Annotated in this window: 17 protein-coding genes and 2 CRISPR repeat arrays; of the genes, 6 read left to right on the top strand and 11 right to left on the bottom strand. The window is 51.2% G+C overall.

Annotated elements, in window-relative coordinates; translation table 11 throughout:
* Positions 1 to 977 precede the first annotated feature (977 nt).
* The gene (locus tag J1836_RS00925; protein ID WP_207249138.1) at positions 978 to 2,252 is read right to left on the bottom strand and encodes a replication initiation protein; all 1,275 of its coding nucleotides are present in this window, start codon (positions 2,250 to 2,252) and stop codon (positions 978 to 980) included.
* A 611-nt stretch (positions 2,253 to 2,863) separates the two neighbouring features.
* Here J1836_RS00925 and J1836_RS00930 point away from each other — a divergent pair.
* Genes J1836_RS00930 through dinD form a run of 3 tightly spaced genes read left to right on the top strand, consistent with a single transcriptional unit; the run spans position 2,864 to position 5,542 of the window.
* Positions 2,864 to 3,643 carry a ParA family protein gene (locus J1836_RS00930; RefSeq protein ID WP_207249139.1) on the top strand — a complete coding sequence of 260 codons (780 nt, stop codon included), beginning with the start codon at positions 2,864 to 2,866 and terminating at the stop codon, positions 3,641 to 3,643.
* 1 nt (position 3,644) lies between these two features.
* Positions 3,645 to 4,631, top strand: coding sequence for a ParB/RepB/Spo0J family partition protein (locus J1836_RS00935; protein ID WP_207249140.1), 987 nt, complete (start codon positions 3,645 to 3,647; stop codon positions 4,629 to 4,631).
* A gap of 59 nt (positions 4,632 to 4,690) precedes the next feature.
* Positions 4,691 to 5,542, top strand: coding sequence for a DNA damage-inducible protein D (gene dinD / locus J1836_RS00940; RefSeq protein ID WP_207249141.1), 852 nt, complete (start codon positions 4,691 to 4,693; stop codon positions 5,540 to 5,542).
* Between the two features lie 238 nt (positions 5,543 to 5,780).
* Here dinD and J1836_RS00945 read toward each other — a convergent pair whose 3' ends face one another.
* Positions 5,781 to 6,623 carry an ArdC family protein gene (locus J1836_RS00945; RefSeq protein WP_207249142.1) on the bottom strand — a complete coding sequence of 281 codons (843 nt, stop codon included), beginning with the start codon at positions 6,621 to 6,623 and terminating at the stop codon, positions 5,781 to 5,783.
* Positions 6,624 to 7,030: 407 nt separating this feature from the next.
* Between J1836_RS00945 and J1836_RS00950 the strand changes: the two genes are divergently transcribed.
* The 3 genes from J1836_RS00950 to J1836_RS00960 all read left to right on the top strand — a co-directional run bounded on the left by J1836_RS00950 (position 7,031) and on the right by J1836_RS00960 (position 8,436).
* Complete coding sequence (locus tag J1836_RS00950) at positions 7,031 to 7,174, top strand: hypothetical protein (RefSeq protein ID WP_207249143.1); 144 nt, start codon at positions 7,031 to 7,033, stop codon at positions 7,172 to 7,174.
* A gap of 400 nt (positions 7,175 to 7,574) precedes the next feature.
* On the top strand, positions 7,575 to 7,886 hold the full coding sequence (locus tag J1836_RS00955) for a hypothetical protein (RefSeq protein ID WP_207249144.1): 312 nt from the start codon (positions 7,575 to 7,577) through the stop codon (positions 7,884 to 7,886).
* A 154-nt stretch (positions 7,887 to 8,040) separates the two neighbouring features.
* Entirely contained in the window at positions 8,041 to 8,436 is a 396-nt protein-coding gene (locus J1836_RS00960; RefSeq protein ID WP_207249145.1) for a hypothetical protein, read from the top strand.
* A gap of 152 nt (positions 8,437 to 8,588) precedes the next feature.
* On the opposite strand, the gene J1836_RS00965 is transcribed toward J1836_RS00960, so the two are convergent.
* From J1836_RS00965 to J1836_RS01005, 9 genes are all read right to left on the bottom strand, one after another.
* On the bottom strand, positions 8,589 to 10,112 hold the full coding sequence (locus J1836_RS00965) for a hypothetical protein (protein WP_207249146.1): 1,524 nt from the start codon (positions 10,110 to 10,112) through the stop codon (positions 8,589 to 8,591).
* Positions 10,113 to 10,315: 203 nt separating this feature from the next.
* Complete coding sequence (locus tag J1836_RS00970) at positions 10,316 to 10,636, bottom strand: hypothetical protein (protein WP_207249147.1); 321 nt, start codon at positions 10,634 to 10,636, stop codon at positions 10,316 to 10,318.
* Positions 10,633 to 11,760 carry a replication protein gene (locus J1836_RS00975; protein ID WP_207249148.1) on the bottom strand — a complete coding sequence of 376 codons (1,128 nt, stop codon included), beginning with the start codon at positions 11,758 to 11,760 and terminating at the stop codon, positions 10,633 to 10,635. The genes J1836_RS00970 and J1836_RS00975 overlap by 4 nt, the downstream gene beginning before the upstream one ends.
* Entirely contained in the window at positions 11,757 to 12,137 is a 381-nt protein-coding gene (locus J1836_RS00980; RefSeq protein ID WP_207249149.1) for a hypothetical protein, read from the bottom strand. Before J1836_RS00980 ends, J1836_RS00975 begins: the two co-directional genes overlap by 4 nt.
* A 369-nt stretch (positions 12,138 to 12,506) precedes the next feature.
* Positions 12,507 to 16,693: direct repeats of the CRISPR family, unit length 28 nt; unit sequence CTCATAACCCCGCATGGGGATTCGTAAC.
* Between the two features lie 92 nt (positions 16,694 to 16,785).
* A CRISPR array of direct repeats spans positions 16,786 to 19,117; the repeat unit is 28 nt; unit sequence CTCATAACCCCGCATGGGGATTCGTAAC.
* A 122-nt stretch (positions 19,118 to 19,239) separates the two neighbouring features.
* The gene (gene cas2 / locus J1836_RS00985) at positions 19,240 to 19,542 is read right to left on the bottom strand and encodes a CRISPR-associated endonuclease Cas2 (protein ID WP_207249150.1); all 303 of its coding nucleotides are present in this window, start codon (positions 19,540 to 19,542) and stop codon (positions 19,240 to 19,242) included.
* Positions 19,543 to 20,511, bottom strand: coding sequence for a CRISPR-associated endonuclease Cas1 (gene cas1 / locus J1836_RS00990; protein ID WP_207249247.1), 969 nt, complete (start codon positions 20,509 to 20,511; stop codon positions 19,543 to 19,545).
* Positions 20,512 to 20,518: 7 nt separating this feature from the next.
* Positions 20,519 to 21,067, bottom strand: a complete 549-nt coding sequence (locus J1836_RS00995) for a Dna2/Cas4 domain-containing protein (protein WP_207249151.1) — start codon at positions 21,065 to 21,067, stop codon at positions 20,519 to 20,521.
* 9 nt (positions 21,068 to 21,076) lie between these two features.
* Entirely contained in the window at positions 21,077 to 23,071 is a 1,995-nt protein-coding gene (locus J1836_RS01000; protein ID WP_207249152.1) for a DEAD/DEAH box helicase, read from the bottom strand.
* Positions 23,062 to 23,691 (bottom strand): hypothetical protein, encoded by a 630-nt coding sequence (locus J1836_RS01005; protein WP_207249153.1) that lies wholly within the window; start codon positions 23,689 to 23,691, stop codon positions 23,062 to 23,064. Before J1836_RS01005 ends, J1836_RS01000 begins: the two co-directional genes overlap by 10 nt.

Here is a 23,691-nt window from a genome sequence, read left to right on the forward strand (position 1 = left end):
ACGATGACTTGAGCATATTTTATATAGATCACGTTAATACCATGTCTCTTTTAAGGCTTACATCCTGTTTCTATAAAGATTTTCAATGAAAAATAAAAAAACATCAGCTTATGAATGCATCTGATTTTTTGTTCAAAACATAAACAGTGACGATGAAGAACGTATTGTTGGGGGGCAAAAAAACTTTCACATGTGAAAATTTTGCAGACAGTAATATCTAGCTTAGAATCAAGCAACTGGTCACTCCAGCTATAGTGTGCACATCCATAGCTAGACAGCCGTGGCATTTCATGAACAAACCTTTCAACACTGTCAGCCCTGTCCACCTTGAAGACCATTACCACATAGACCCGATGCAGCGACTGGGCTGGTGATAATGGACGCACTCAACCAGTCCGCTAATACACCCCGCGCTGTACATCAATGTCAACGCTCCGATATTTGGCTTAGGGATGTGTAGGGCTTGTCCCGGCTTGCCGGGATGCAGCGCAGCGGAACCCGTAGCAGCCCGACCCGAAGGGTAAGCCCCAAAATAGCAGATTCACGGGAATAGAAAAAAGCGGTATTGATTCACCGACAAGAGTGGTTAATGGGATGTAAGGACTTCTCTCTGGAATAGTTGCAAAATAGGTAAGCCGTCAAAAACATCCCCCTCCTAGACGACGACCTTTTGGGTAGATTATCGCCTTGTACGAAGAATTGTCATATCGATGAAATTCAGTGGCTGACAGAGGGGAAGACAGAAAAAGCAAACAATACCAATCAAGACTGCCCGCTTAGGGTAATGGAGAACAGACCTAGGACAGCCCAGTAAGAAAACCCATTTTTTCCCACACCAGCATACAGCACACAAAAGGTGTCTTTTCCCCGATGGAACAAACCAACACCTCAGACATAGCGGTCATGCCGACTTCCATGAAATAGTTTGCAGCACACAAAAGGTCTCTTTTCCAAAAATTCGCCGAATAAGGCGAGGGTCAATCCATCAGTCCCTGCTCTTTTAAAGCATTTTTAATGAACTTCTCACAACGGCGTTTGTAATCCGGGATGCGCTTGATAATTTCAAGACCAACAAAGGGGCTGTCCAACCCAAGACGCAGTAGCTCTTCCTTGATGAACAAGTCATCCTGCTTTTCAGCGATAATTTCCTGCAACAATTGCTGATGCGCCTGCGCTGAAAGCCCCAATAAGAAATCTTTTTTCGCTTGCTGAGCAAATGCACGTATCAATTCTTCACGCAGCTTCCTGATTTTTTTTTCTTTCTCTTCAGCCTGCTGTTTTTTCCGGGCAGCATCCTCACTGACTTTCTGGATCAACTTTTCACTCTTGAAGTCGTTACGGATGGCAGCAGCAAGAAAACCTGACACGCTGCTGGTAATGCTCCGATTCAGCAGCTTTTCTTCCAATAACGCCAGTTTTTCACGTACATAATCATAGCCATGCTCCTGAATCCAGAGTTTTGCCTGAACATCGGTAATTCCATGCTTAATCAATTGGTGGAACTCTTCACTATCCGCAATAGCTCCCGGTGCTTCAGGGGTAAGCACAGGAGAAGCCTCCTTGCGAGTTACCAGAAACCCCAGTTGCGTTACCCTACGGTCAGTACGTTTTATTTTCAATTCCAATTCAATATTGGATACAGCATTAACTTCCTCGATGGCTGGCATCAACACCTTCTGCGAGAAACGCCGGTATTCATCGTAGGTTTTGGCGGTAGCCCCCAACAATTTACGCCAGTTTTCGACCTCCAGCATACCGGTGGAGCCAGTATTGCAATAACGCATACAGTTTTCCCACAAAGCCAACCCGTAGGATGTCTTGAACAGACGCTGCTGGGCAATATTGATACGTTGGTAAATTTCTGGGTTATACAATAGCTCGGCGAGAATCGGGGAAAAGCCATAATACAGCACACCATCATCAACTTTCCCCCAGGCCAACAGGGATGAGATGGAAAAATTCTTGTTCCACTTGCCTGCTGCAACGGCAGATCCCCCCACATCCCAAGTAACGGCAGTCGTCGCCAGTTTCTCCAAGGACTCACGTAAACGGGCATAATTACGGCTGTTAGAGCCCATAGCCTCGAATAACACATTCAGGTTGATGACATGCTGCTGACGGGTAAGCAAAGCATCATAAGCATTCAACAACAGGATATTCCACATCTTTCTGGCCATCAGGCCAATGTCATTGGAAATGCGGATAGCTGCAACGTGCTTCTTAACATCTTTGGCAAGTTGGGTAGATGGCATACTCAAAGCTTCATTAGCAAGGGTAAAAAAACAGGAGTATAGAACAAAGATACGCAAAAGACACCGATTCAACGGACAACGGTGTCTTTTCAAACAGCACCTTTGGCCTCACCAAATCTTATCCATCACACAGATGGTGTCTTTAGCACACAAACGGTGTCTTCTCATCACACAGATGGTGTCTTTACAGCACACAAACGGTGTCTTCCCATCACACAGATGGTGTCTTTACAGCACACAAACGGTGTCTTTTGCCTCTATAATCTATTGATATTCCTAATGAAATCGACACCTAAACATCTTTAAACATGTATTAAACTATTACAACATTGTTTAATGTGCTGTGGTTGCTTGTCCTCTAATCATTGAATACACACCGTTTCATTGAAAACCAACGTTATCTAGGAAAATAGCGGGAAGGACATCCTAAAAATTAGATTATCTCCATGAACCCACGTTATTTTTTGTAAAAAACCTTGTGTATCAGACAAAACTCTTGTATCAATACCCAAGTTGCACCGCTGACGGTACATTTTCACATGTGAAAGTTAATCTAAACGGTGAATATCAATCCGGTAGACAGCACTGGCAACAAACAATGAAGGATCAGCATGACCAAGATAATCAGTTTCGCCAACCAGAAAGGGGGTGTCGGTAAAAGCACACTCTGTATCCAGATGGCTTTTTACCTAGCAGAACGCAAACATCGTGTTCTGGTTGTTGATATGGATGGGCAAGGTAATACCTCTTCCCGGCTAGCTCGACGGGAAGGAGAGGAAGAAGCCGAATACTACGGCACAAAAACCAGCGAACTGTTTTCCCCCAAACTGGAAAATATCAAAGTGATGCACTGCCCTTACGGAATGGACTTGATCCATACGCCGAAGAATGATCCTGATCTGTTTGAAATGGAAGCCATCCCGCTGAACCAAGCCGTCAATCCCAGACGTAACTTGTTCCCACTGTTTCCCAACTACGACTATGTATTGCTGGATTGTCCCCCGTCCCTAGGACGTAAGTTAGTGGCGGCATTGGCAATGTCCACACATGTTGCCTGCCCGGTACAGCTATCCGGGTTTGCGGTCGATGGTGTAGAGGGTTTGTTGAATACGATCATTTCTGTGAAAAACACTCTGAATCCCTCTATTGAAATACTCGGTATCATTATCAACAATATGAACAGCCGTTCTATGACACACCTGAAAGCCTTGAAACAGCTACAGGCAGAAATTCCCGACCTGATATTCAAGCATGGTATTGCCAGTCGTGCTCCGCTGGATAATGCGACCAATCTGGGCATCCCTGTTTGGAAAATACGCTCCGGTGCTGCCAATGAGGCAGCAAGGGAAGTCAAGGCAGTCCTTAATGAAATTCTAATGAGGGCAAACTAACATGGCATTGGGCAACCTGAAGAACTTAGCCAGTTTAGCGCAAGCGGCAAGAATCTCACTAAGCGGCAAGCAAGTGCTAAAACTCAATTTGGATGAGGTCAAATCCAAGTCCGACCAGGTACGGAAATCCTTTACCGGCATTCAGGAGTTGGCAGATTCCCTGCTACAGGAAGGACAGATACAACCCATTATCGTTTCTCCGAAAGGGGAGGACGGATTGTACGAAATCCAGAAAGGTGAGCGCCGCTGGCGTGCCTGCCGGGACGCAGGATTACCAACAGTAGAAGCCATTGTCAATGAGGATGATTTGTCCACCTTGGATGCAACCGCTGGGGAGTTAATTGAAAATATCCAACGTGACGATCTCACCCCGTTGGAAATTGCCACCGCACTACAACGGTTTGTCGATGGTGGTTGGAAACAAAAAGATATTGCTAAACGCATTGGCAAAACAGTCTCGTTTGTTTCTTCCCATCTGAGCCTGCTCAAATTGCCGGATACCGTACTAGCACTTTATCAGCAAGATGTAACCCAAGACCCGGAAACGCTGAACAACCTACGCTTGTTGTTTGACCTTAATCCCCACCGTTGTGAACAGCTTTGTTCAGCCGCATTGACTGATGGCATCAGCCGCCTATACAGCCGTGAAGCCTTGAATGCAGTGAAAAAGCCTAAAGAAGAATCGATCAGTGAACTGCTACAACCAATGCAGGTCAATGTACAAGATGCAGTACCTGCGATTACCCCGGTAGAAACCGATACTCCGGTAAAACCCAGTATCCCGGAACCTACCGAATGGCGGTCTGCCAAACCTTCCCAACTGCACTTTGTGGTATCTGTTGCACTGGATGGCGAAGTCATTAAGGGGCGTATCCTCACCGATCGGGTTGACCAAGATACGTCCTATGTTTGGATTGAGCTTTACAATCAACAAACCATCAGGATACCTGCTAACCAGTTAAAGCTTGAGAAAATCACCCTGCGCTAACCATTTTCCCGGTTCCGGGAAAATGGTGGTAGTTCTTCGACTAGCTTGAGAAAAAATAGATGACACAGGAATTGGAACCCAGCAAGCATCTGCAAGACTTTGAATCCATTAAACACATGGGCGAGGATGGCAATGAGTTTTGGTATGCCCGTGAATTACAGCCTGTATTGGAATACAGCAAATGGGAACGCTTCCAGAATGTGCTGAACAAAGCCATGAAGGCTTGTGAGAACTCCGGTCATCTGGTGGAGCACCATTTCTACCCTGTTGATAAGGCGGTCGGGTTAGGTTCTGGTGCATCACGTAAAATTCAGGATTATTGCCTCTCGCGCTATGCCTGTTACCTGATCGTCCAAAATGCCGACCCGTCCAAGTCCGTGATTGCTAACGGGCAAACCTATTTTGCCGTACAGACACGTCGGCAAGAACTGGACGATGATGACAAGTTCCAAGAACTGGACGAGAACGAAAAACGCCTGTTTCTGCGGCGCGAACTGCGGGAGCATAACAAGCAACTGGTTGAGGCTGCCAAGCAGGCAGGAGTAGAAAGCAATCTGGATTTTGCCATTTTCCAGAACCATGGCTATCAGGGATTGTATGGTGGTCTTGGAGCCAAGGAACTGCACAAGCGCAAGGGGCTGAAACAAAGCCAGAAAATACTGGATCATATGGGGTCAACCGAGATGGCTGCTAACCTGTTCCGTGCTACCCAAACGGAAGACAAACTACGGCGTGATGGAACCCAAGGCAAACAGGAAGCCAATTCTGTCCATTTTCAGGTTGGTCAAAAGGTACGTCAGACTATCAAGGATATTGGCGGAACCATGCCAGAAGACCTGCCGACCCCGGATGAGAGTATTGCCGGTTTGGAGCAGCGAAAGAAAAAGCAGTTAAAGGATGATGGGCAATAACCACAAATATACAAATATAGGGTGTCCGAAGACACCCTTGCACTGGGATGTTCTCACATCACCCTGGGCGGTCATCGGCTCCTCAGCCTGTACCGCGTTTACCAATATAGCATAGCAATTACTCATCCCTGAATGTTTGGAACGGGCGTTTCAGCGCTCTTTCTGTCACGTTTATCGCTTTGACCGAAGCATATCCCCAGCAGTACAGGCATGACGTTCATGCATTCTCCAGCGACCATCAAGCAGGCTCTCTGGACAACGCAGGCTTGGCCAGTTCAATCAGGTAATCAGTCGCCCGTTGCGCCAGTGTTGATGCACGGAAAATGGCTCTGTGGTCATCTTCCAGCATTTTTACGTAATGGGCGATGTAGGGTGCGTGTTCATCGTCAATCATCGGTTGTAGGCCAATCTGTGGCAGCAGGAAGGCAGATCCCAGCTCCGCCACCAGTTCTTCAAACGCATAACCGGCACGTGAGCGCTCGGCGTTGCGTTGCAGGCGCGACTCATGTCCTGTCCAGTGAATGTATTCATGTCCCAGCGTGGCATAGTAGGCTTCCACACTGGTAAAGCGTTGCATGGCGGGCATCACGATCAGGTCTTGTGACGGAATATAGGCCGGTACTTGTTGGGTTTTTCCGACCGCGCCAGGCAGTGCCGCAAAAAAACGGCTGGTTTCAGTGATGAGAATGGGTTTTCCCCCTAATGTGTCCTGCCCTACCCCTTCCAGTTGCTCAAGGTTGAAGACGTGGTAAGCACGTGCTACCGGAATCTTGACCGTTTCATCTTCTCTGTCGGGGTCGTTCTTTTCATAGGTCTTGAAGAAGCAGACCACGGTACTTTTTTCGCCTTTGCGCACGTAACCGCCGCGTTCTGTGGCTTGTTGAAAGGTCATCCAGTGTGGGGATGCATAGCCTTTACGTTCGGCCTCCAGCATCAACCGCAGGCAATTGATACCCTTGTAATGGTCGCCAGTGGTGCGTAATGGCAAGCTGGTGGTGTAGCACTGTTTCCAGGGGCGTACCCCTGCCTGTAATGCTTCCAGAATAGCTGTGGTGATTTCCTGATAGATGTCTCGTTTCATGATGGTCTCCTTGTGTATCGGTGTATGGCTAAACACGCGATAGCGGACTTCCCTGCCCTGCTCTTCCAGACCCATCCTGTTGTTGAGCGTTTACGGATCAGCAGTGCTGTGTTGTCTTTGCATCGGGCAGGTCAGGGAAAGCGGGGTTGTGTCCCGTGCTTATCTGTCCCATCCCGTCGTCTCGCGTCGGTAACCGACAGCTTCGGCAGGAGACGTGGGTGCAAGGAGGAACGCAGGAACGAGTAGTCCTTGCAGCCATGGCTGTTGTTGAAGCAGGATACCGGATGACGCGAACGGTCAACGGGTGGGAGCGATAAGCACGGGACGCAGCACTGCTGACCTGCCCGGCTTGCCTGTTGCAAGGCATACCCGCGCTTGACCCGTAAACGGCAACAGGCTAACGGCAAGTGAAACGCGCAGTGACGGCGGAAGACGGCACGGAGGTGGTAGGGATTGGCGTGGAAATGGTGCAAGCCATTGCAGCAGAAAGCCCTATCAGCAAAGAGTTCCCTATTCGTACATATCCTGACATAACCCAGCATAATGGATAGCAACACCTACAAGCGGGAAGATAGCTGCAACAAGCAAACTCTCCGCTCCACTGGTTACGGCATACTCCGTGATTCTGATGGTAAGGCAATAGAACTGTCTGCGGCAGAATAAGGCTCACCCCAGCAAGTGGTGGTAATGGCAAATAAGGAAGAAGGAAGAGAAGACAATACAGGGGGCAAAGGAGGCGAGAAGCATAAGAGTTTTACATGTAAAACCGGATAGATCGCCTCAAAAAATAAAGGCGACTGGTTAGGGGGGGAACCAGTCGCCATGCTTTCCTTATTGTTATCGAGAGACTTCCATGTCTATCAACGGAATATTCCTAATAAAGCTAGCGCATTGTTGCACAAGTTGAATGAAAAGTGAATTGAAAGCTTAACGCAGGCTGAATGAAATTTCTTGCAGGAGAAGGAAAACGGTGGAATCACCACAGCAGAAATCGTCATAGTCACCCAAGCCAACCTAGTCAACAAGGATGTACTGACCCCATTCGTGGCATTATCGGTTTTTGCCGTCGTTGGCCTTGACAGCACCGACAACACAACAGCACAACAGGTTATTTGTACACTTAACCTGTTCTGCTACCTGTCACATCGAAGTGCGATGGAATGGCAGAAGAAAAAGCCCAGCGGGAATATTCAGGGTAAAACCGTAAAGGAGTATACCCGCAAAAGTTACCACCATATTGTTTCTATGTCAGGCCAGATTTGAACTATACATCTTGTGTTGCTGTGTGAGGAAACAGTAATAACCACCAGATGATTGGAAGCTAGGCAAGGAAGCTATCCACGAGAAACAGGATGTCCTGCCTCCCTTTAACTCTTATGGCATTCCCTCCTCAACCCACCAAACAGAGGAATAGTTCATGTCAGGCAATATCTTTGTAGAAATCGTTGAAGAAATTATTGAAGTCTTTACAGGTGAGGAGTCCCCTGAAGAAGAGGCAGCAGCCGAAGAAGCGCCAGCCGAAGAGGTAGCAGCAGAAGAAGTTCCAGCCGAAGAGGTAGCAGCAGAAGAAGTTCCAGCCGAAGAGGTAGCAGCAGAAGAAGCGCCAGCAGAAGAGGCAGCAGCAGAAGAAGCGCCAGCAGAAGAGGTAGCAGCCGAAGAAGCTCCAGCCGAAGAGGTAGCAGCCGAAGAAGCTCCAGCCGAAGAGGTAGCAGCCGAAGAAGCGCCAGCCGAAGAGGCAGCAGCAGAAGAAGCTCCGACCGAAGAGGTAGCAGCAGAAGCTCCGGCAGTAGAAGACGAACACAAAGCTGTTTAATCATCAATTGATAGAGTAATAGAGAAACACTGGTTGTTGCCCCCGATGCTTGTCAACGGGGGCAACCTTTTACCTTGGTATGCTAGGTTTCAGTGTTAAGAAAAGTTTCTCATGTGAAACTTCCCTGCCCTCTTAATCCAAGCCTTCCTCTTTCAAGTCGTCAAAGACAAATTCCCTTGATTCCCTGTCAGCACCGGCAGAAATTCACCTAGGCCGCAGTTAGGTCCCGTGTATGCAGGGTTACGGGATACTGCTCCATCCTGTTCCATGTGCCGCAAGATCAGGTCTGCCATTGTCTGCCGCTCTACCTGATTGTTACCTACCTGCATTTTCTGGAGCGCTCGTTTAACACCGGGGCGGCTGGGACGTAACTGCCCTGCCCTTACCAGTTTGCACAGGGTCAGGTAGACCGACTCCGCTACCTGCACCTCACCCCCCTCTTCCGCCTTACCCGTAAGGTATTTGCCATCCCCTGTACCTACCGTACCTGACCCGCTATTGAGTGTACCGGTACGCTTTTCGTCCGTGCTTGCACGCTGAACCTTACCCGTAAGGCCAGACAGGCTACCAGCCAATACGGACAAATCAGGGGTAACGCCGGACATTGGCTGAGCATAGCCGGGAAATGATACTACTGGGCTATTACTGGAATAATCCATACGCATCCAGTCACGTGCAAAGTGATTGACTGGTAGCATTCCCGACAAGGGTTTGGTTGCGTCCGTATTCGTCCCGGAATTGGCGGGGACGGGCAGGGTAGATACAGCGGGGGCTGGTTCAAACACTGAACCGTCAGCGTTCAACCCCAGCAATTGCAGTGCTTTGCGATGGTTGCCAACATACGTGCCAATGAAATGGAAGATGTACTCAAACGTGCCAATGACCACCAGAGAAAACAGGAAAGAGGCCATGATGCCTTCAATGCCGAACAGGGACTTTAACAGGCGGATCATGCCGTAATGCTTGTCTTCGTCGTACTCTAGAGTCTTGGCGTCTGCAATCGCACTGGATAGGGCAGAAGCATTGCCAGCTTGGTAAGTGGTCAGTTGTTCGCGGGCTGCCACCACACGGCCTTGAGCCTGAGCCAGATGGCTGCCTATGGTACGGGTGCTGTACTCACTACAGGTATGGCATTGGGATTTCTTTTGTTGCTCGGCTTCCCAGCGGTGTACTTCACCCTGAGCCTCTGCCAACGCTTGATGGGCAGGGGAGGGGGCTGCGGCCTTATCCGTCAGTTTGCCGATACTGCCCAATGCCGCCTGAAAGACAGGCGAGTTTTCAGAACGGTGGCGCACAGTGGCATCTTCCCGTTCCATGGATTGGGACACCTCGGAAAACAGGCCAAAGAAAACCACTACCATAGTGGCAATGAGTGCCGCAGGGCCTTTGTAACCGCTGGCATATAACATCCCTTGCCCGAACGTCACCACCAGTGTCAGGAGCAATCCCAGCCAAGCATTTACCCATTGTTCGCCTGTCCATAGGGAAGGGGTAAGATCCCCTCCCACAAAGTACTTCACTACAAACATGGCAGAAGCCAGAAACGCTGCTGTGCCTGCGAGCCACAACAGCCAGTTTGCTTTGGTGAGGTCATCCACCAACTGGCGGATGGATTTCATATCCTTCAATTCTTCCGGCTTGCCCCGTAAGGTATCCAGTTTTTCCATCATGATCATCTCAAAAACTCCTTGTATTGTTCTGTCCATTGCATATTGATAAATATCAATACATGTTCATCTATCCATCTAACTTTGTTTGTTTCTTGGTCAATTCGGACTATGGTTAATGCTATCAGGCTGTATAAAAATACAGCTCATGGTTATTCTCCAATGTATTTGGAGATAACGGGGCAGGGTTCCCCTGCTCTGTCCCGTTCCTTTCACATCCATGTACCCAACAAGAACAGCACGGTGCTGAACCACAGTAAATGCCCATCAGCTAGTGCTAAGATGGCGTAATACACACCACCTAAAATTACCAAACCAACCAACACGTAGGGAAAGTGCAGGGCAAACCCGGCAAAATTCACGCATTGCAGTAGTCCCGGTAAAGCCACCAGCAACAGCCAGACCAGTGCATCCCAACAGACCAGTACGAAGCGCAACAATGCACGTACCGGAATAGATGGCTTGTCTTCCGCACCAACGACAATCTCACTCATCACCAAGGCAGGGGAGGGCATTGCACTTAGCTCCATCATGCGCCTACACTCCGTATTCCCCCGCTATCCACCGGGAGGTCTCTGTACCTGTCCCGCATCCACTGCGGGTTTGGTACGTCCCCTGCTAGCGTGCCAATCTTTTCCACTGTTCTTTGGCGCGGCAGCCGCATCTGCACCCCTAGCTGGGTAGCCACCACATCCACCGGGAGACCTTGCAAATTGGCAAGCTGCTGTATCCAAGCCAGTTCACCTGCACGTTCCAATGCCACAGGAGAAACCTGCGAAGTACGTTCACGTAAACGTTGCTCACGCCACACTTGTGCTTCTGCTGTCACCAATTCCCCGTTACGTGCCGCCCGAACCAAGACCCGCAGGTAAGCCAAGGGCTTGCGCACTTTTCCGGCCTCCAGCCCCATCGCCAGTACATCCAGCACGGCTTGAGCGGTTTGCGCCGCAAGGCCACATAACAAGCTAGCCATCTCCTGCCGCATTCCCGCAACCAAACCATCAGGCCACTCCAGTCCACCCGACAGACGGGAAGCAGGACAGCCGGAATCTGTCGCTGATAGATCAGTATTCCCTGCAACGACCGAAATCCCGGTTACACCTAAACCACCGACAGGGGGATCAATCAGGGAAGATGGCTGAGGACAGGGCAGGGGGGCTGTACTGTTGTTGTGGTTGCTTTGTGTATGGTTACTTACTGTTGTGTCCTGTTTTGGGATGGTTTCCGGCCCAAATTGGGACGCAGGCACGCCCAAATCAGGCGGAATAGCGGTAGCCGCTGTGAGAGGAAGTTTCACATGTGAAACTTCTTTGGGAGGTTCCTCGGATAAGCCGGAATCTGTAGCACGAACAGGGGCAGGGGAGGGATAAGCAGAAAAACCACCGGAAAGTTTTTCATGTAAAACTGCAAACCCCAGTACCTCCCCAAACTTCCCCGGCGCACTGACCAGCAGCCCCTTATCCACCAGCTCTTGCTTGGCTTGCCATATATGGTTGCGCTGTATCCCCGTCAACTGTGACAAGCGCCGGGCTGAGAGGTCATCCGCCAGCTTGCGGTAGCCGAGGGTCTGGCGCAGTACAGCGGCAAAGACTGCCCATTGGCGTTTGCCCAGATCGGCAGCAAGGGCAGCATCCAGAATAGTGACTAATTCTTTCATGCACATACCCCCTCCAGCCGTTGGCCGGAACGCACAAAGGTATGCAGACGGATAAACTTCGCCACTTCCCAGACAGGGTAACGCACCGACCTGCCCGTTTTCTGGAACGGCAACACCGGGCAATTGGGGCGCAACTCCGCAGACACACAACGCCATTGCTCCAACGTGCCTTCAGACACATCCAGCACAACAGCCGTTTGACGCGTGGTAAGGGTAGGGGGGAGGGTATTGAGACAAAAGCCCAGTTCACGGGCAATCTGCACATACACGGCAATTTGTTCAGCCGTGAGACCAGGCCATTCCAGCAAGGCGGAATGCGGCAACTGCCCTGCACTCGATGACGATGCACAGGCATAACTAGGCAGCGTTTCTGACATACGCAGCTCTCCTTAAGTTTTTAGGTTTAGGTAACAAGAGTACCGGGTGAACCTATCGCTCTTAAGGAAGCGACGCGCTTATTTCCGCCATTGGCGGTCTTGTATGCCACGCACACCCGGAAAGCCGGATTGTGGACATAAAAAAACCGCTCAAGAAAGCGGCGGATTGTCCGCCTTAAGATGGGATAGGTGTCCCGTTCAGTTGTTATCAACGAGTGTAGGCGAGGGGAGGGGAGATGGCAAGGGGAGGGGAGTTTTACATGTAAAACTTATCCTGCGTCAATTACGTTGTTCAGTTGATGCCAACCATCTTAGCCGGTTAATTGACGCGGGATAGACCGCCAGATCGAGTACATCGGCGATATAACTCTCATAACCCCGCATGGGGATTCGTAACTGGGTAGTGGATACCGTACCGATACGGTGGTAGGCGTCTCATAACCCCGCATGGGGATTCGTAACCTTTAGCAGATGTCGGGTGCAGCGGAAGCCACGGATCTCATAACCCCGCATGGGGATTCGTAACCCCGTAAACCACTTCTCGATAGTCCCAGTTAGATACTCATAACCCCGCATGGGGATTCGTAACCTGATTGTACCCGTTATAAAAGGAACACATAGCACCTCATAACCCCGCATGGGGATTCGTAACTTTCCGAGCGGGTAACAGTGGCAGAGGTCGAAGAGTCTCATAACCCCGCATGGGGATTCGTAACTTTCCGAGCGGGTAACAGTGGCAGAGGTCGAAGAGTCTCATAACCCCGCATGGGGATTCGTAACTTTCCGAGCGGGTAACAGTGGCAGAGGTCGAAGAGTCTCATAACCCCGCATGGGGATTCGTAACTTTCCGAGCGGGTAACAGTGGCAGAGGTCGAAGAGTCTCATAACCCCGCATGGGGATTCGTAACTTGCTCAATGCAGACTGACCCGATTGTGACATTAACCTCATAACCCCGCATGGGGATTCGTAACCTTGGTAGCCATTGCTGAACTTGCCAAAACCAACAACTCATAACCCCGCATGGGGATTCGTAACTTGGTCGAATGCTAATGCTTACATGACATACCAGTCTCATAACCCCGCATGGGGATTCGTAACACTCACCTTCAGCGCACGGAGTTTCAAGGCACGGTCCTCATAACCCCGCATGGGGATTCGTAACGCAGCAGGTACGGTCATCCAATCGGCTGCGATCAATCTCATAACCCCGCATGGGGATTCGTAACCGAAACTGCTGTCCCGAGCCGACGGCGCATAGTGGACTCATAACCCCGCATGGGGATTCGTAACGGTGATGCGTCCAAACTGTTGCCGTTACTCGGAAACCTCATAACCCCGCATGGGGATTCGTAACAAACACCTGATCGTTACTGACAGGTGTTTAAATTGTCTCATAACCCCGCATGGGGATTCGTAACTGCCGACCATGCTCATACTGCCACCGTGATATTCAGCTCATAACCCCGCATGGGGATTCGTAACGGCACTAAGCGGAGGCGTGGAAGGAGCAGAAAGCATCTCATAACCCCGCATGGGGATTCGTAACCCCCGCGTCTGTCACGATCAATATCATCGGGTACGCCTCATAACCCCGCATGGGGATTCGTAACCCCAGTCACTATTTGGCATACGCTCAGTAAAGCGAGGCTCATAACCCCGCATGGGGATTCGTAACTTCGTTCAAAGTTGACTCTGACTCTGTGATCTCATAACCCCGCATGGGGATTCGTAACGATCTTGCCGAGTTCGACCGGCTCTAACAGTAGATACTCATAACCCCGCATGGGGATTCGTAACGCAGCTTAGACATCCCCTCTGATATTGAGGATGCGTCTCATAACCCCGCATGGGGATTCGTAACGCTTCCATCAGTCGCTCTTCATCCGTTGGCGGGGGTCTCATAACCCCGCATGGGGATTCGTAACATATGCCAAAGCTTTGGCATGGAGGGCTTGACGCTCTTCTCATAACCCCGCATGGGGATTCGTAACCGGATGCCTTCGCAGTGCTGGGTAAATATTTTGATGCTCATAACCCCGCATGGGGATTCGTAACCCAAACCTGTGGATCGGCGACCGGCGCGTGATCATCCTCATAACCCCGCATGGGGATTCGTAACTTTCATTTTGGTTTTGAACGCCCGCAACTCTTGACGCTCATAACCCCGCATGGGGATTCGTAACTCAATGCTGCAAGCTGCTTATCGACATCCGCACCAACTCATAACCCCGCATGGGGATTCGTAACTGCTGTCAATGCTGCTGTTATGTTCGGTGATGACATCTCATAACCCCGCATGGGGATTCGTAACAATGTTCGTGATTTGTTCGGTAATGCTAGCCGGTCACTCATAACCCCGCATGGGGATTCGTAACGTCTTGCAGCTTGGCATCCATATTCATTTTTTGCCCCTCATAACCCCGCATGGGGATTCGTAACGATGCGTATCACCCTGTCGGTAAGCGCCCGTGTTCGCTCATAACCCCGCATGGGGATTCGTAACTCTTCCCCACTGGATGGAGAGAATCCCCACTCAATGCTCATAACCCCGCATGGGGATTCGTAACGATCAGCTCTTGATTCGTGATAAAGCGCAATTGCTTCTCATAACCCCGCATGGGGATTCGTAACCCATTATTCATTCCCCTTGTCCCCGCCATTTCTGGCGCTCATAACCCCGCATGGGGATTCGTAACGAAGGATGACTTCCCTCAGGCGTGCGCAGTGTCGAACTCATAACCCCGCATGGGGATTCGTAACACACGATCAAGAAAAGATGAAGCGCGGGAACTATGGTCTCATAACCCCGCATGGGGATTCGTAACTACAACCTACCCGAAAAACACCCAGTGTCAAAACTGCTCATAACCCCGCATGGGGATTCGTAACACGGCACACTCACGGTGCAGGTGCAGACCTACCAACCTCATAACCCCGCATGGGGATTCGTAACGGCGGTGATGGCATCGAATCCAAAGGGCGTGCGCTGCTCATAACCCCGCATGGGGATTCGTAACTACAGGCTAGTTGCACCACCAGCCGTTACTGTAGCCTCATAACCCCGCATGGGGATTCGTAACTTGCATTCCAGCGCCGGTCGAGTTCGTCACTCAGCCTCATAACCCCGCATGGGGATTCGTAACTAGGCGGTTTTTGTACTCAATCAAATTGTGCGGATTCTCATAACCCCGCATGGGGATTCGTAACCCCCCGCACTCAGGGCAGTCTCGGAAGTTCCAACGATCTCATAACCCCGCATGGGGATTCGTAACACTTGCGCATATCAGCGCGGATTTCGCGGTTGCGCTCTCATAACCCCGCATGGGGATTCGTAACTGAAAAATTCATCTTTTGCGGCTTGCGGCAGTTTGTCCTCATAACCCCGCATGGGGATTCGTAACCTGGATACTGGCGGCAAAAAACATTACTCCGAAACCTCATAACCCCGCATGGGGATTCGTAACTTACTCACCATTGGCAGAATCGCCATTGTCGGAAAATCTCATAACCCCGCATGGGGATTCGTAACTTTAGATAAGCGGCACGTCCGATGACTGCCCGCTTTTCTCATAACCCCGCATGGGGATTCGTAACATGTCAGCCCTCCGCTCCCATTTGCATGTAGATGTCTCATAACCCCGCATGGGGATTCGTAACTTGGTGTCTAAGTATTCGATAAATTCCGCATAATACTCATAACCCCGCATGGGGATTCGTAACCAAAAGCGAGCATGGCAGAGTCAGGCGACGTAAAAAACTCATAACCCCGCATGGGGATTCGTAACTGATATTGTTATCCGTTCCGATTCAGTCATTGGTCATCTCATAACCCCGCATGGGGATTCGTAACCTGGTTTAGCAGGGCAGTGGGGTCGCTTTTTAGGACTCATAACCCCGCATGGGGATTCGTAACGATCAGCGTTACCGCCGTGCCGATACCTACACCCGTCTCATAACCCCGCATGGGGATTCGTAACGTTACACGCTAGCTTGTATAAGAACGTTACCAAACGCTCATAACCCCGCATGGGGATTCGTAACGATAGCAGGGATTACTATGTGATCGGGGCACTGCACCTCATAACCCCGCATGGGGATTCGTAACCAGTGCTGGCGGTCTAGTCAAAGACATTATTGCCCACCTCATAACCCCGCATGGGGATTCGTAACGCATCCGGGCGATAGTCGCCTGAGCTTTAACGCGATCTCATAACCCCGCATGGGGATTCGTAACCGGTCATTGTTGTATTGGCGGCGATGTCGACCGAATCTCATAACCCCGCATGGGGATTCGTAACTTTACACAAAACCTCACCGACTCACCCGCTCACGCGCTCATAACCCCGCATGGGGATTCGTAACCAGCCCTAGCTCCACGATGTCGTTCAGTTTCTCGTTCTCATAACCCCGCATGGGGATTCGTAACCGCCTGCGGCTGCATGAAGATCATTCAGAGAATAGTCTCATAACCCCGCATGGGGATTCGTAACGAAAAATCGTGGGAAGTACAAGAGCATTTGATCGACCTCATAACCCCGCATGGGGATTCGTAACCTGCTGCTGGAGGCTGAAGTGGATGCGGCTATCCAGCCCCGCATGGGGATTCGTAACCCGTTCCGCGCTTTCCCCCGGAAACAGTTCCGCCCCCTCATAACCCCGCATGGGGATTCGTAACCAGCAAGTTAACTTTCCGCTGCAATGCTGACGTATCTCATAACCCCGCATGGGGATTCGTAACATGTCACAAGCAAAACCCGTATATATCCAAATCAACCTCATAACCCCGCATGGGGATTCGTAACCTATTGGTCGTCATTGCTATAAGCGCATCGCAGCAATCTCATAACCCCGCATGGGGATTCGTAACAAGCGTAAACGTTATTTGCTGATTTGTTTTTACGCTCTCATAACCCCGCATGGGGATTCGTAACGCTGATTGCGTGGCGCTAATACGCCATTTCCGCCGTCTCATAACCCCGCATGGGGATTCGTAACTAGGCTTGCGGATGCACGGCGCAGAAGGTGTATTTCCTCATAACCCCGCATGGGGATTCGTAACGCGATTAGCCACGGCAATCACTAACCCATAACTGCCTCATAACCCCGCATGGGGATTCGTAACTCGTGCCGCTTCCGCAGCGGCGTAGGTTTGATATTCTCATAACCCCGCATGGGGATTCGTAACGAATCCAGCGGTTTCCTGCAACAAATCAGTGTGCAGCTCATAACCCTGCATGGGGATTCGTAACACCGCCGAATCCAGCATCAGTGTATTGCGGCGGCGTCTCATAACCCCGCATGGGGATTCGTAACAGGCTAACCCAGCACCTAGCCGCCCTACTCAAACATCTCATAACCCCGCATGGGGATTCGTAACATCACTACCACGATGGAGCTAACTACCCACACTTGCCTCATAACCCCGCATGGGGATTCGTAACTCAGTCACGCCAGATTCACCACCGACTAAATGTAATCTCATAACCCCGCATGGGGATTCGTAACTCAGTCACGCCAGATTCACCACCGACTAAATGTAATCTCATAACCCCGCATGGGGATTCGTAACCGGATTAATCGTATACATGCGTAGCTTGTTATCCTCTCTCATAACCCCGCATGGGGATTCGTAACAGACTTAACCAATAAAGTTTACGGTGAGTTAGCCGTCTCATAACCCCGCATGGGGATTCGTAACTTTATTAACATGCTGAAAGGCGAACACATAGTTAGGCTCATAACCCCGCATGGGGATTCGTAACACGGATTTATTTTAAAACGCAATCACTGATAATCAAGCTCATAACCCCGCATGGGGATTCGTAACTATCCCGGATACATTAATATATGCTCCACGCCAAACCTCATAACCCCGCATGGGGATTCGTAACGGCTTGCTCAATCATTTCACTTTCTCCGGCTTGCTTCTCATAACCCCGCATGGGGATTCGTAACCCATTCACTGTTAGGGCTTTGGGTGCAGAACATGATCTCATAACCCCGCATGGGGATTCGTAACGATAGATGTAGCCGTCGCCCATGCGGTAGGGGGTAGCCTCATAACCCCGCATGGGGATTCGTAACCTCCATCATCCTGTCAACAGGCCATGAAGTAACGCTCTCATAACCCCGCATGGGGATTCGTAACCTTTTCTTCAGCGTAGGCTTTAGCTCCTACCGAAAGCTCATAACCCCGCATGGGGATTCGTAACATGTATAATTACTGGCGCACCGTCAGCACGGAAATCTCATAACCCCGCATGGGGATTCGTAACGTGAATCTGACGGCTCATACAATCTTTTAAACGGTCTCATAACCCCGCATGGGGATTCGTAACTAGGGCGGCGAAGGAAGGGCGGCTTACCATCGCTAACCTCATAACCCCGCATGGGGATTCGTAACCTGCCAAAGGCGCTAAAAGCTCTTTAGGCGCGTTCTCTCATAACCCCGCATGGGGATTCGTAACCAGCTATACGATAGCACCGGCAGTGCTGGCGCAGACCTCATAACCCCGCATGGGGATTCGTAACCGTATTGATGACCGATACCCTGCTCAGCGGCGTACTCTCATAACCCCGCATGGGGATTCGTAACCCTTTGCCGAATCATCGCCATGCAGTACACCCGTGCCTCATAACCCCGCATGGGGATTCGTAACAAATTGTGAGCAAAAATAAGCCGCAAAGCAAAGCAGCTCATAACCCCGCATGGGGATTCGTAACATCATTAACGCCAACAAGCTCCCCCGCTCTTATATCCTCATAACCCCGCATGGGGATTCGTAACCGGTAGGGGTCAAAACTTCCTTACAACGTTTCAAACCTCATAACCCCGCATGGGGATTCGTAACGTCCCCGCCAGAAATGGCGGGTGTTGGTTGATTGGTCTCATAACCCCGCATGGGGATTCGTAACCCGTGCAGCCGCCAACTGTTTTTCAGGCGTGAGCGTCTCATAACCCCGCATGGGGATTCGTAACCCCTGATTTCAAGCAGATTTTGGGCATTCCCACTTGAACCAGACAGGGTAAACATAGCATGAAAGTGTGGTGGATACTCATCAAAGGTAGGGACTTTTTACTTCAGTGGCGGGCGAAGTTGCCTATAAAACCGAGAAATCGCGGCGATGGTCATCGACTGGCGTCTGTTTCAGTTCGCCTTTGCCAGCCACACCTTTCGACAGATGATTGACCTCAACATTCTGGCGGTTGGCAGCACTAATTTGCGTCACCCGATCACCGGGTATCATCAATTTGCCCAGCTCACGCCGCAATTTGATGGCCTGAGCATCGGTAATGTCGCCCGTAAATACCGAATACTGGTCATGATTCAGATAGCGGCGCAACAGTTTTTTGAACTTGTCGGTGCGCTTGGCCTCGACATCGTAAGTTATCAGCATGAACATTCACACCCTCCGTTTGAACGCTTCATATTCCCCAGCTCCCAGTACTTCACGTTCCAGCCCCAGTGCCTCGCGATAAATCCAGTTGCGAAAGCTGCGCCCCTGATACTGCTCCTCCAGCCGTAGGGAGAATTGTTCAGCCACATGCCGCCGCCCGGTTTCCGTCAACAGGCAAACATTGTCGTGCTGCTCAAACCAACTGTCATCCAGCATCCGCCGTTGCACCATGCGAAAGATCAGCATATCCGTCAGTACCGGCTTGAACGGTTCCGCCAAATCAAGGCTCAACGATGCGCGTCCGTAACCCGGCGAATGCAGCACACTGAAGGTTTCTTCCAGATGCGTCTTGCTAATTTCATGCCGCACCACGGTATAAACCAGTTGGTTCAGGAACGATAGTAGACAATTGATCGGGTTGTTCGGCGGACGCCGCACCCGCTTGCCAAAAGCCAGCTCGGCATGAATGGCAGGCCACGCGGCGTAATAGTACTGGTGCAATTGCCCTTCGATTCCCATCAAGGTGTTGGTATCCGCTGCCCGTGCAATCGTCGCCAACAGCTTTTGCATGTCGGCAACTGGCTGCTTCATGTCCTCATTGCCGCGATACTGGTAATAACGCAGGTTCGCCAGCATATTGTGGGCTGCACCCCGCACCACCTCCCGCGCTACACTCATGCGGCGCACATCATCCAGCAACAATTCAGCCTGCTTGAGCTTCACCTTGCCCGCCGGATTATGGTCGTAAGGCTCAAATGCCCCCTTAAAGTAGCCGTAGTAATCAAACACCGACAGGCGTACCCCGTGCTTGCCGCACAAACCCAGCAAGCGTGAATTGAGGCGGCTTTCCGACAGCAACACTACATGCGACAGCTTTTCAATTGGTAACGAGCGGACTTGATCGCCCATTTTGATTTGCAGCGTATTTTCATGCTGCCTAAGCTGCGCTTCGCGTGAAATGAACAGGGTTTCCATAATATTCTCAATCAAAGCCACAGAAGGCAGCCAGTGAACAGGTCTCACACAAGCTGATTTTTTTGGCGGCGGGAACCGCTTCCTGCTCACCCAACTGCTCCAGCCGCACCGAGGCATCCCACAGTTTCTGCAAACGGGCAGCATCCAGCAGCACTTCACGACGGCGGCGCGAACTCAGTACATGCGTGTAAGCCCGCCACTGTTTGCCGGTACTGATCGACAACATCAGCGCATAAAACGCCGTCTGGTTGCTGGAAGCCTCCACTGCTCCGCCCGTGCCCTTGTTCTCGTACACAATGCACTCCTCCCACTCAATCCGGTCAGGAGCCAGCCCGAACAAGCCGCGCACCGAATGGTCTCGCTGGTAACTGGTATCGTGCAAAGCACTCCCCGTCTGTACCCGCGAATACCACTGGGCGAAATTCACTTTGTGCATATACATCCATGCGCGACGTTCGCATAACTCCACATGCTGGAAATGCAGACCGTGCAGGTTGAGGCTTTCGACCCGCTCCAGAAAAGCTTGGGCATGTTCCCAGACGAAGGCTTCAGGCATGGCAGCACCTCACATCACCAGACTCGCGGTGGAAGCCGACAGGTCAGTGTCATTGCCCGGAATTAGCCCCGTCAGGCTAACCAGCAATTCGGCAGCCTTCATCGCTTCTGGGTAATCATCCCATGCCGCTTCCGCATCCATATCACGCTTGTCCTGTAAATGCCTGACCCACTCACGCAGCAAACCGCTACTGGCTTCCAGTTCACCCGTGCGTTTGGTATGCGGGAAATACACCGTCAGGCGACGGCTGGCACGGTTTTTATCCTCCAGCAGATAATGTTCAAGGTCAGCCTGTAGCTGGAAGTACAGCTCATCCTTGGCATCGTATTGCCCGGTGATGCGGGTCATGATGTCAGTCTCCCGCTCCAGCCACACCCGATCCACCAACAAACGCCGACCATCCGCTTCAATGACCTTGACCCGTAGCCCGATATTTCTCAAGTTAAGTGCCTGTGCAAACAGCCGTTCATGCCATTGGGTAGCAGCCTCCCGGTAATAATCATCAGTTTCCAGCGCGGCAAACTGCTTCAGTAAGGCATAGATGTGTTTGCTGCTAGAGGGTTGGTGCTGCAACAGGTGTTCACGCCGATGCCGATGGCTGCTTTTGTGCCCCAGCAATACCTGCCAGTACAAGCCACTGGTATACACCGCCTGCTGTGGCAGTGAACCGAAATACAATGTTTCGCCCGTTTCACCCTTGAATTGCTGCTGGGCTTCCCGGCTCAATACTTCGGTCAGCTCACGGATAGAAACCCGCTGGTGCTGGTGAGCGCTGATCCAGCTCCCCAGTTCCCGTAGCCACGGATGGCGGTCTTCCAAAGCCGCATCAGTACGCACCACTACCGTACCATCTTCCCCACGCCGTGCAGCCCGCCCATAGCGTTGCAGGAAATTCATCGGTGCAAACCCCGGCTCCATCAACATCACATTGGCAGCACGGAAAGTCACGCCCATTTCCACACTGGCGGTAGCAATCAGGACATTGAAATCATCGGGGTTCTGCCGCCGCCCGGTATGGAAGCCGTAACCCGACTGGCTGTTTTCCCCGCTATCGTCAATACTGTTGATGACCAATACCTTGTCAGCCGCAATGTCCGCAGTTTTCAGCAACCGTACCAAGGCGGGCATGTCACGCTTCAAGGTTGCGAGTGCGTTGTAGATCAGTACTACTTGCCGATTCTGGACAACTTCTTCCTTCACTAAAGCAAGCTGTTGCTCCAGCACTGCTGGCATATCCGGCAAGGATTCCAGCACCAGACGGACATCCCCATGCAATGCCCGTCCGGTATCGGTAATGACTTCATGCAGTTCCGCAATCTGAGCTTCAGGCACACCCAGCGCCAAGAAGGTTTGTTTGACATCCAGTGGTGTCGCGGAAAGCAGGCTAACTTTAGCGCAGCCGTATCCTGTTGACCCTACCTCGGTGGTGACACTTGCCAATTTGGCGAATAGAGCCGCCACCCCAAAACCCCGCGCTTCAATGGTATGGAATTCGTCAAACACAATGTGGTCAAAATCATCCAGTACATCCAGCACGCTGAAACCCGCTTGCCCTTTGTCTAGCCGATAACGGTGTAAAAGCTGGCTGAGCACTTCCGGTACGGCAACAATCATTTCACCGCCAGAACGGGTATTGTCCAGCGCCTGCATTTGCCGTACCCGATAGCCCCGGATATTTTCCACACCCTGCTCACGCAACACTGCCGTTTGGTCAGAACTCCAGACTTGTACCTTTTTTTCTGCCACTTCCGGTTGCCATTTGGCCTTTACCACCAGATCGTCAATCAGGCTGGCGACAATGTTTTGTGCCAAACGGCGGGTCGGCACGATGAATAGGATACGCTGATCCTGTAACAGGGCTTTCTGGAAGGCATAGGTTTTGCCTGCCCCGGTTGGTGCATCCACAATCCGCACCCGTTTCGGCTCATGCAGCAAGGCATGTTGCAGGGGTGACAAACCACTTTCCAGTTGGGCGACATAATGGCGGGTGACGGTCAGTTCCATTGCTGTACCTCCTGAAGAGCTTCCTTTGCGGGCATCCGCTGGGTCAATTGCAGCCCGTAAAGCAGGTAACGCTCAACGGACAGTTCACGCCCAAACAAGGCAGCCGTAGCCGCATTCAGCCGCACCTGCTCAGCTTTCATAGGCCGTAGGCGGAGCATCCCATTACGGTGCAGGCCGATACGAATAACCAATTCATCCTGCCCACTGTAAGCAAACGGATCAAAGCCAAACAACGCGCCTGTAAATGCCACTCCCGCTGGTACTTCTTGGGTGGTGAAAAAGTCCTTGAGGTTGCCTTTTTTCACCACATCCTGAATCCGGCGCTTATAGCCTGCCTCTTCGGTCAGGTTTAGCCGCCTGACGACAGGGGATAGTAAACGCGGATTATCGGTTGTCAGCACTGATGCCCGCCACGGCATAGCTTCCAGATCGCGGCGGTAATCCTTTTTGGGCAGGCAGACGCTGGAGCGCATCATGCCCAATGTTGCCGCTAACCCAAACATTAGTGCATGATCACTGACCAGTTCCGGTAATGTTGCTGTACCACCCTGAACCATCAGTGAGTGGTAAGCAAACGGCGTCAGGGTTTCTGCCTGAATGCCGGTTATAATGGCTTTCAT

The sequence above is a fragment of the Thiothrix fructosivorans genome (assembly GCF_017349355.1).
GTDB classification, from domain to species: Bacteria; Pseudomonadota; Gammaproteobacteria; order Thiotrichales; family Thiotrichaceae; genus Thiothrix; species Thiothrix fructosivorans.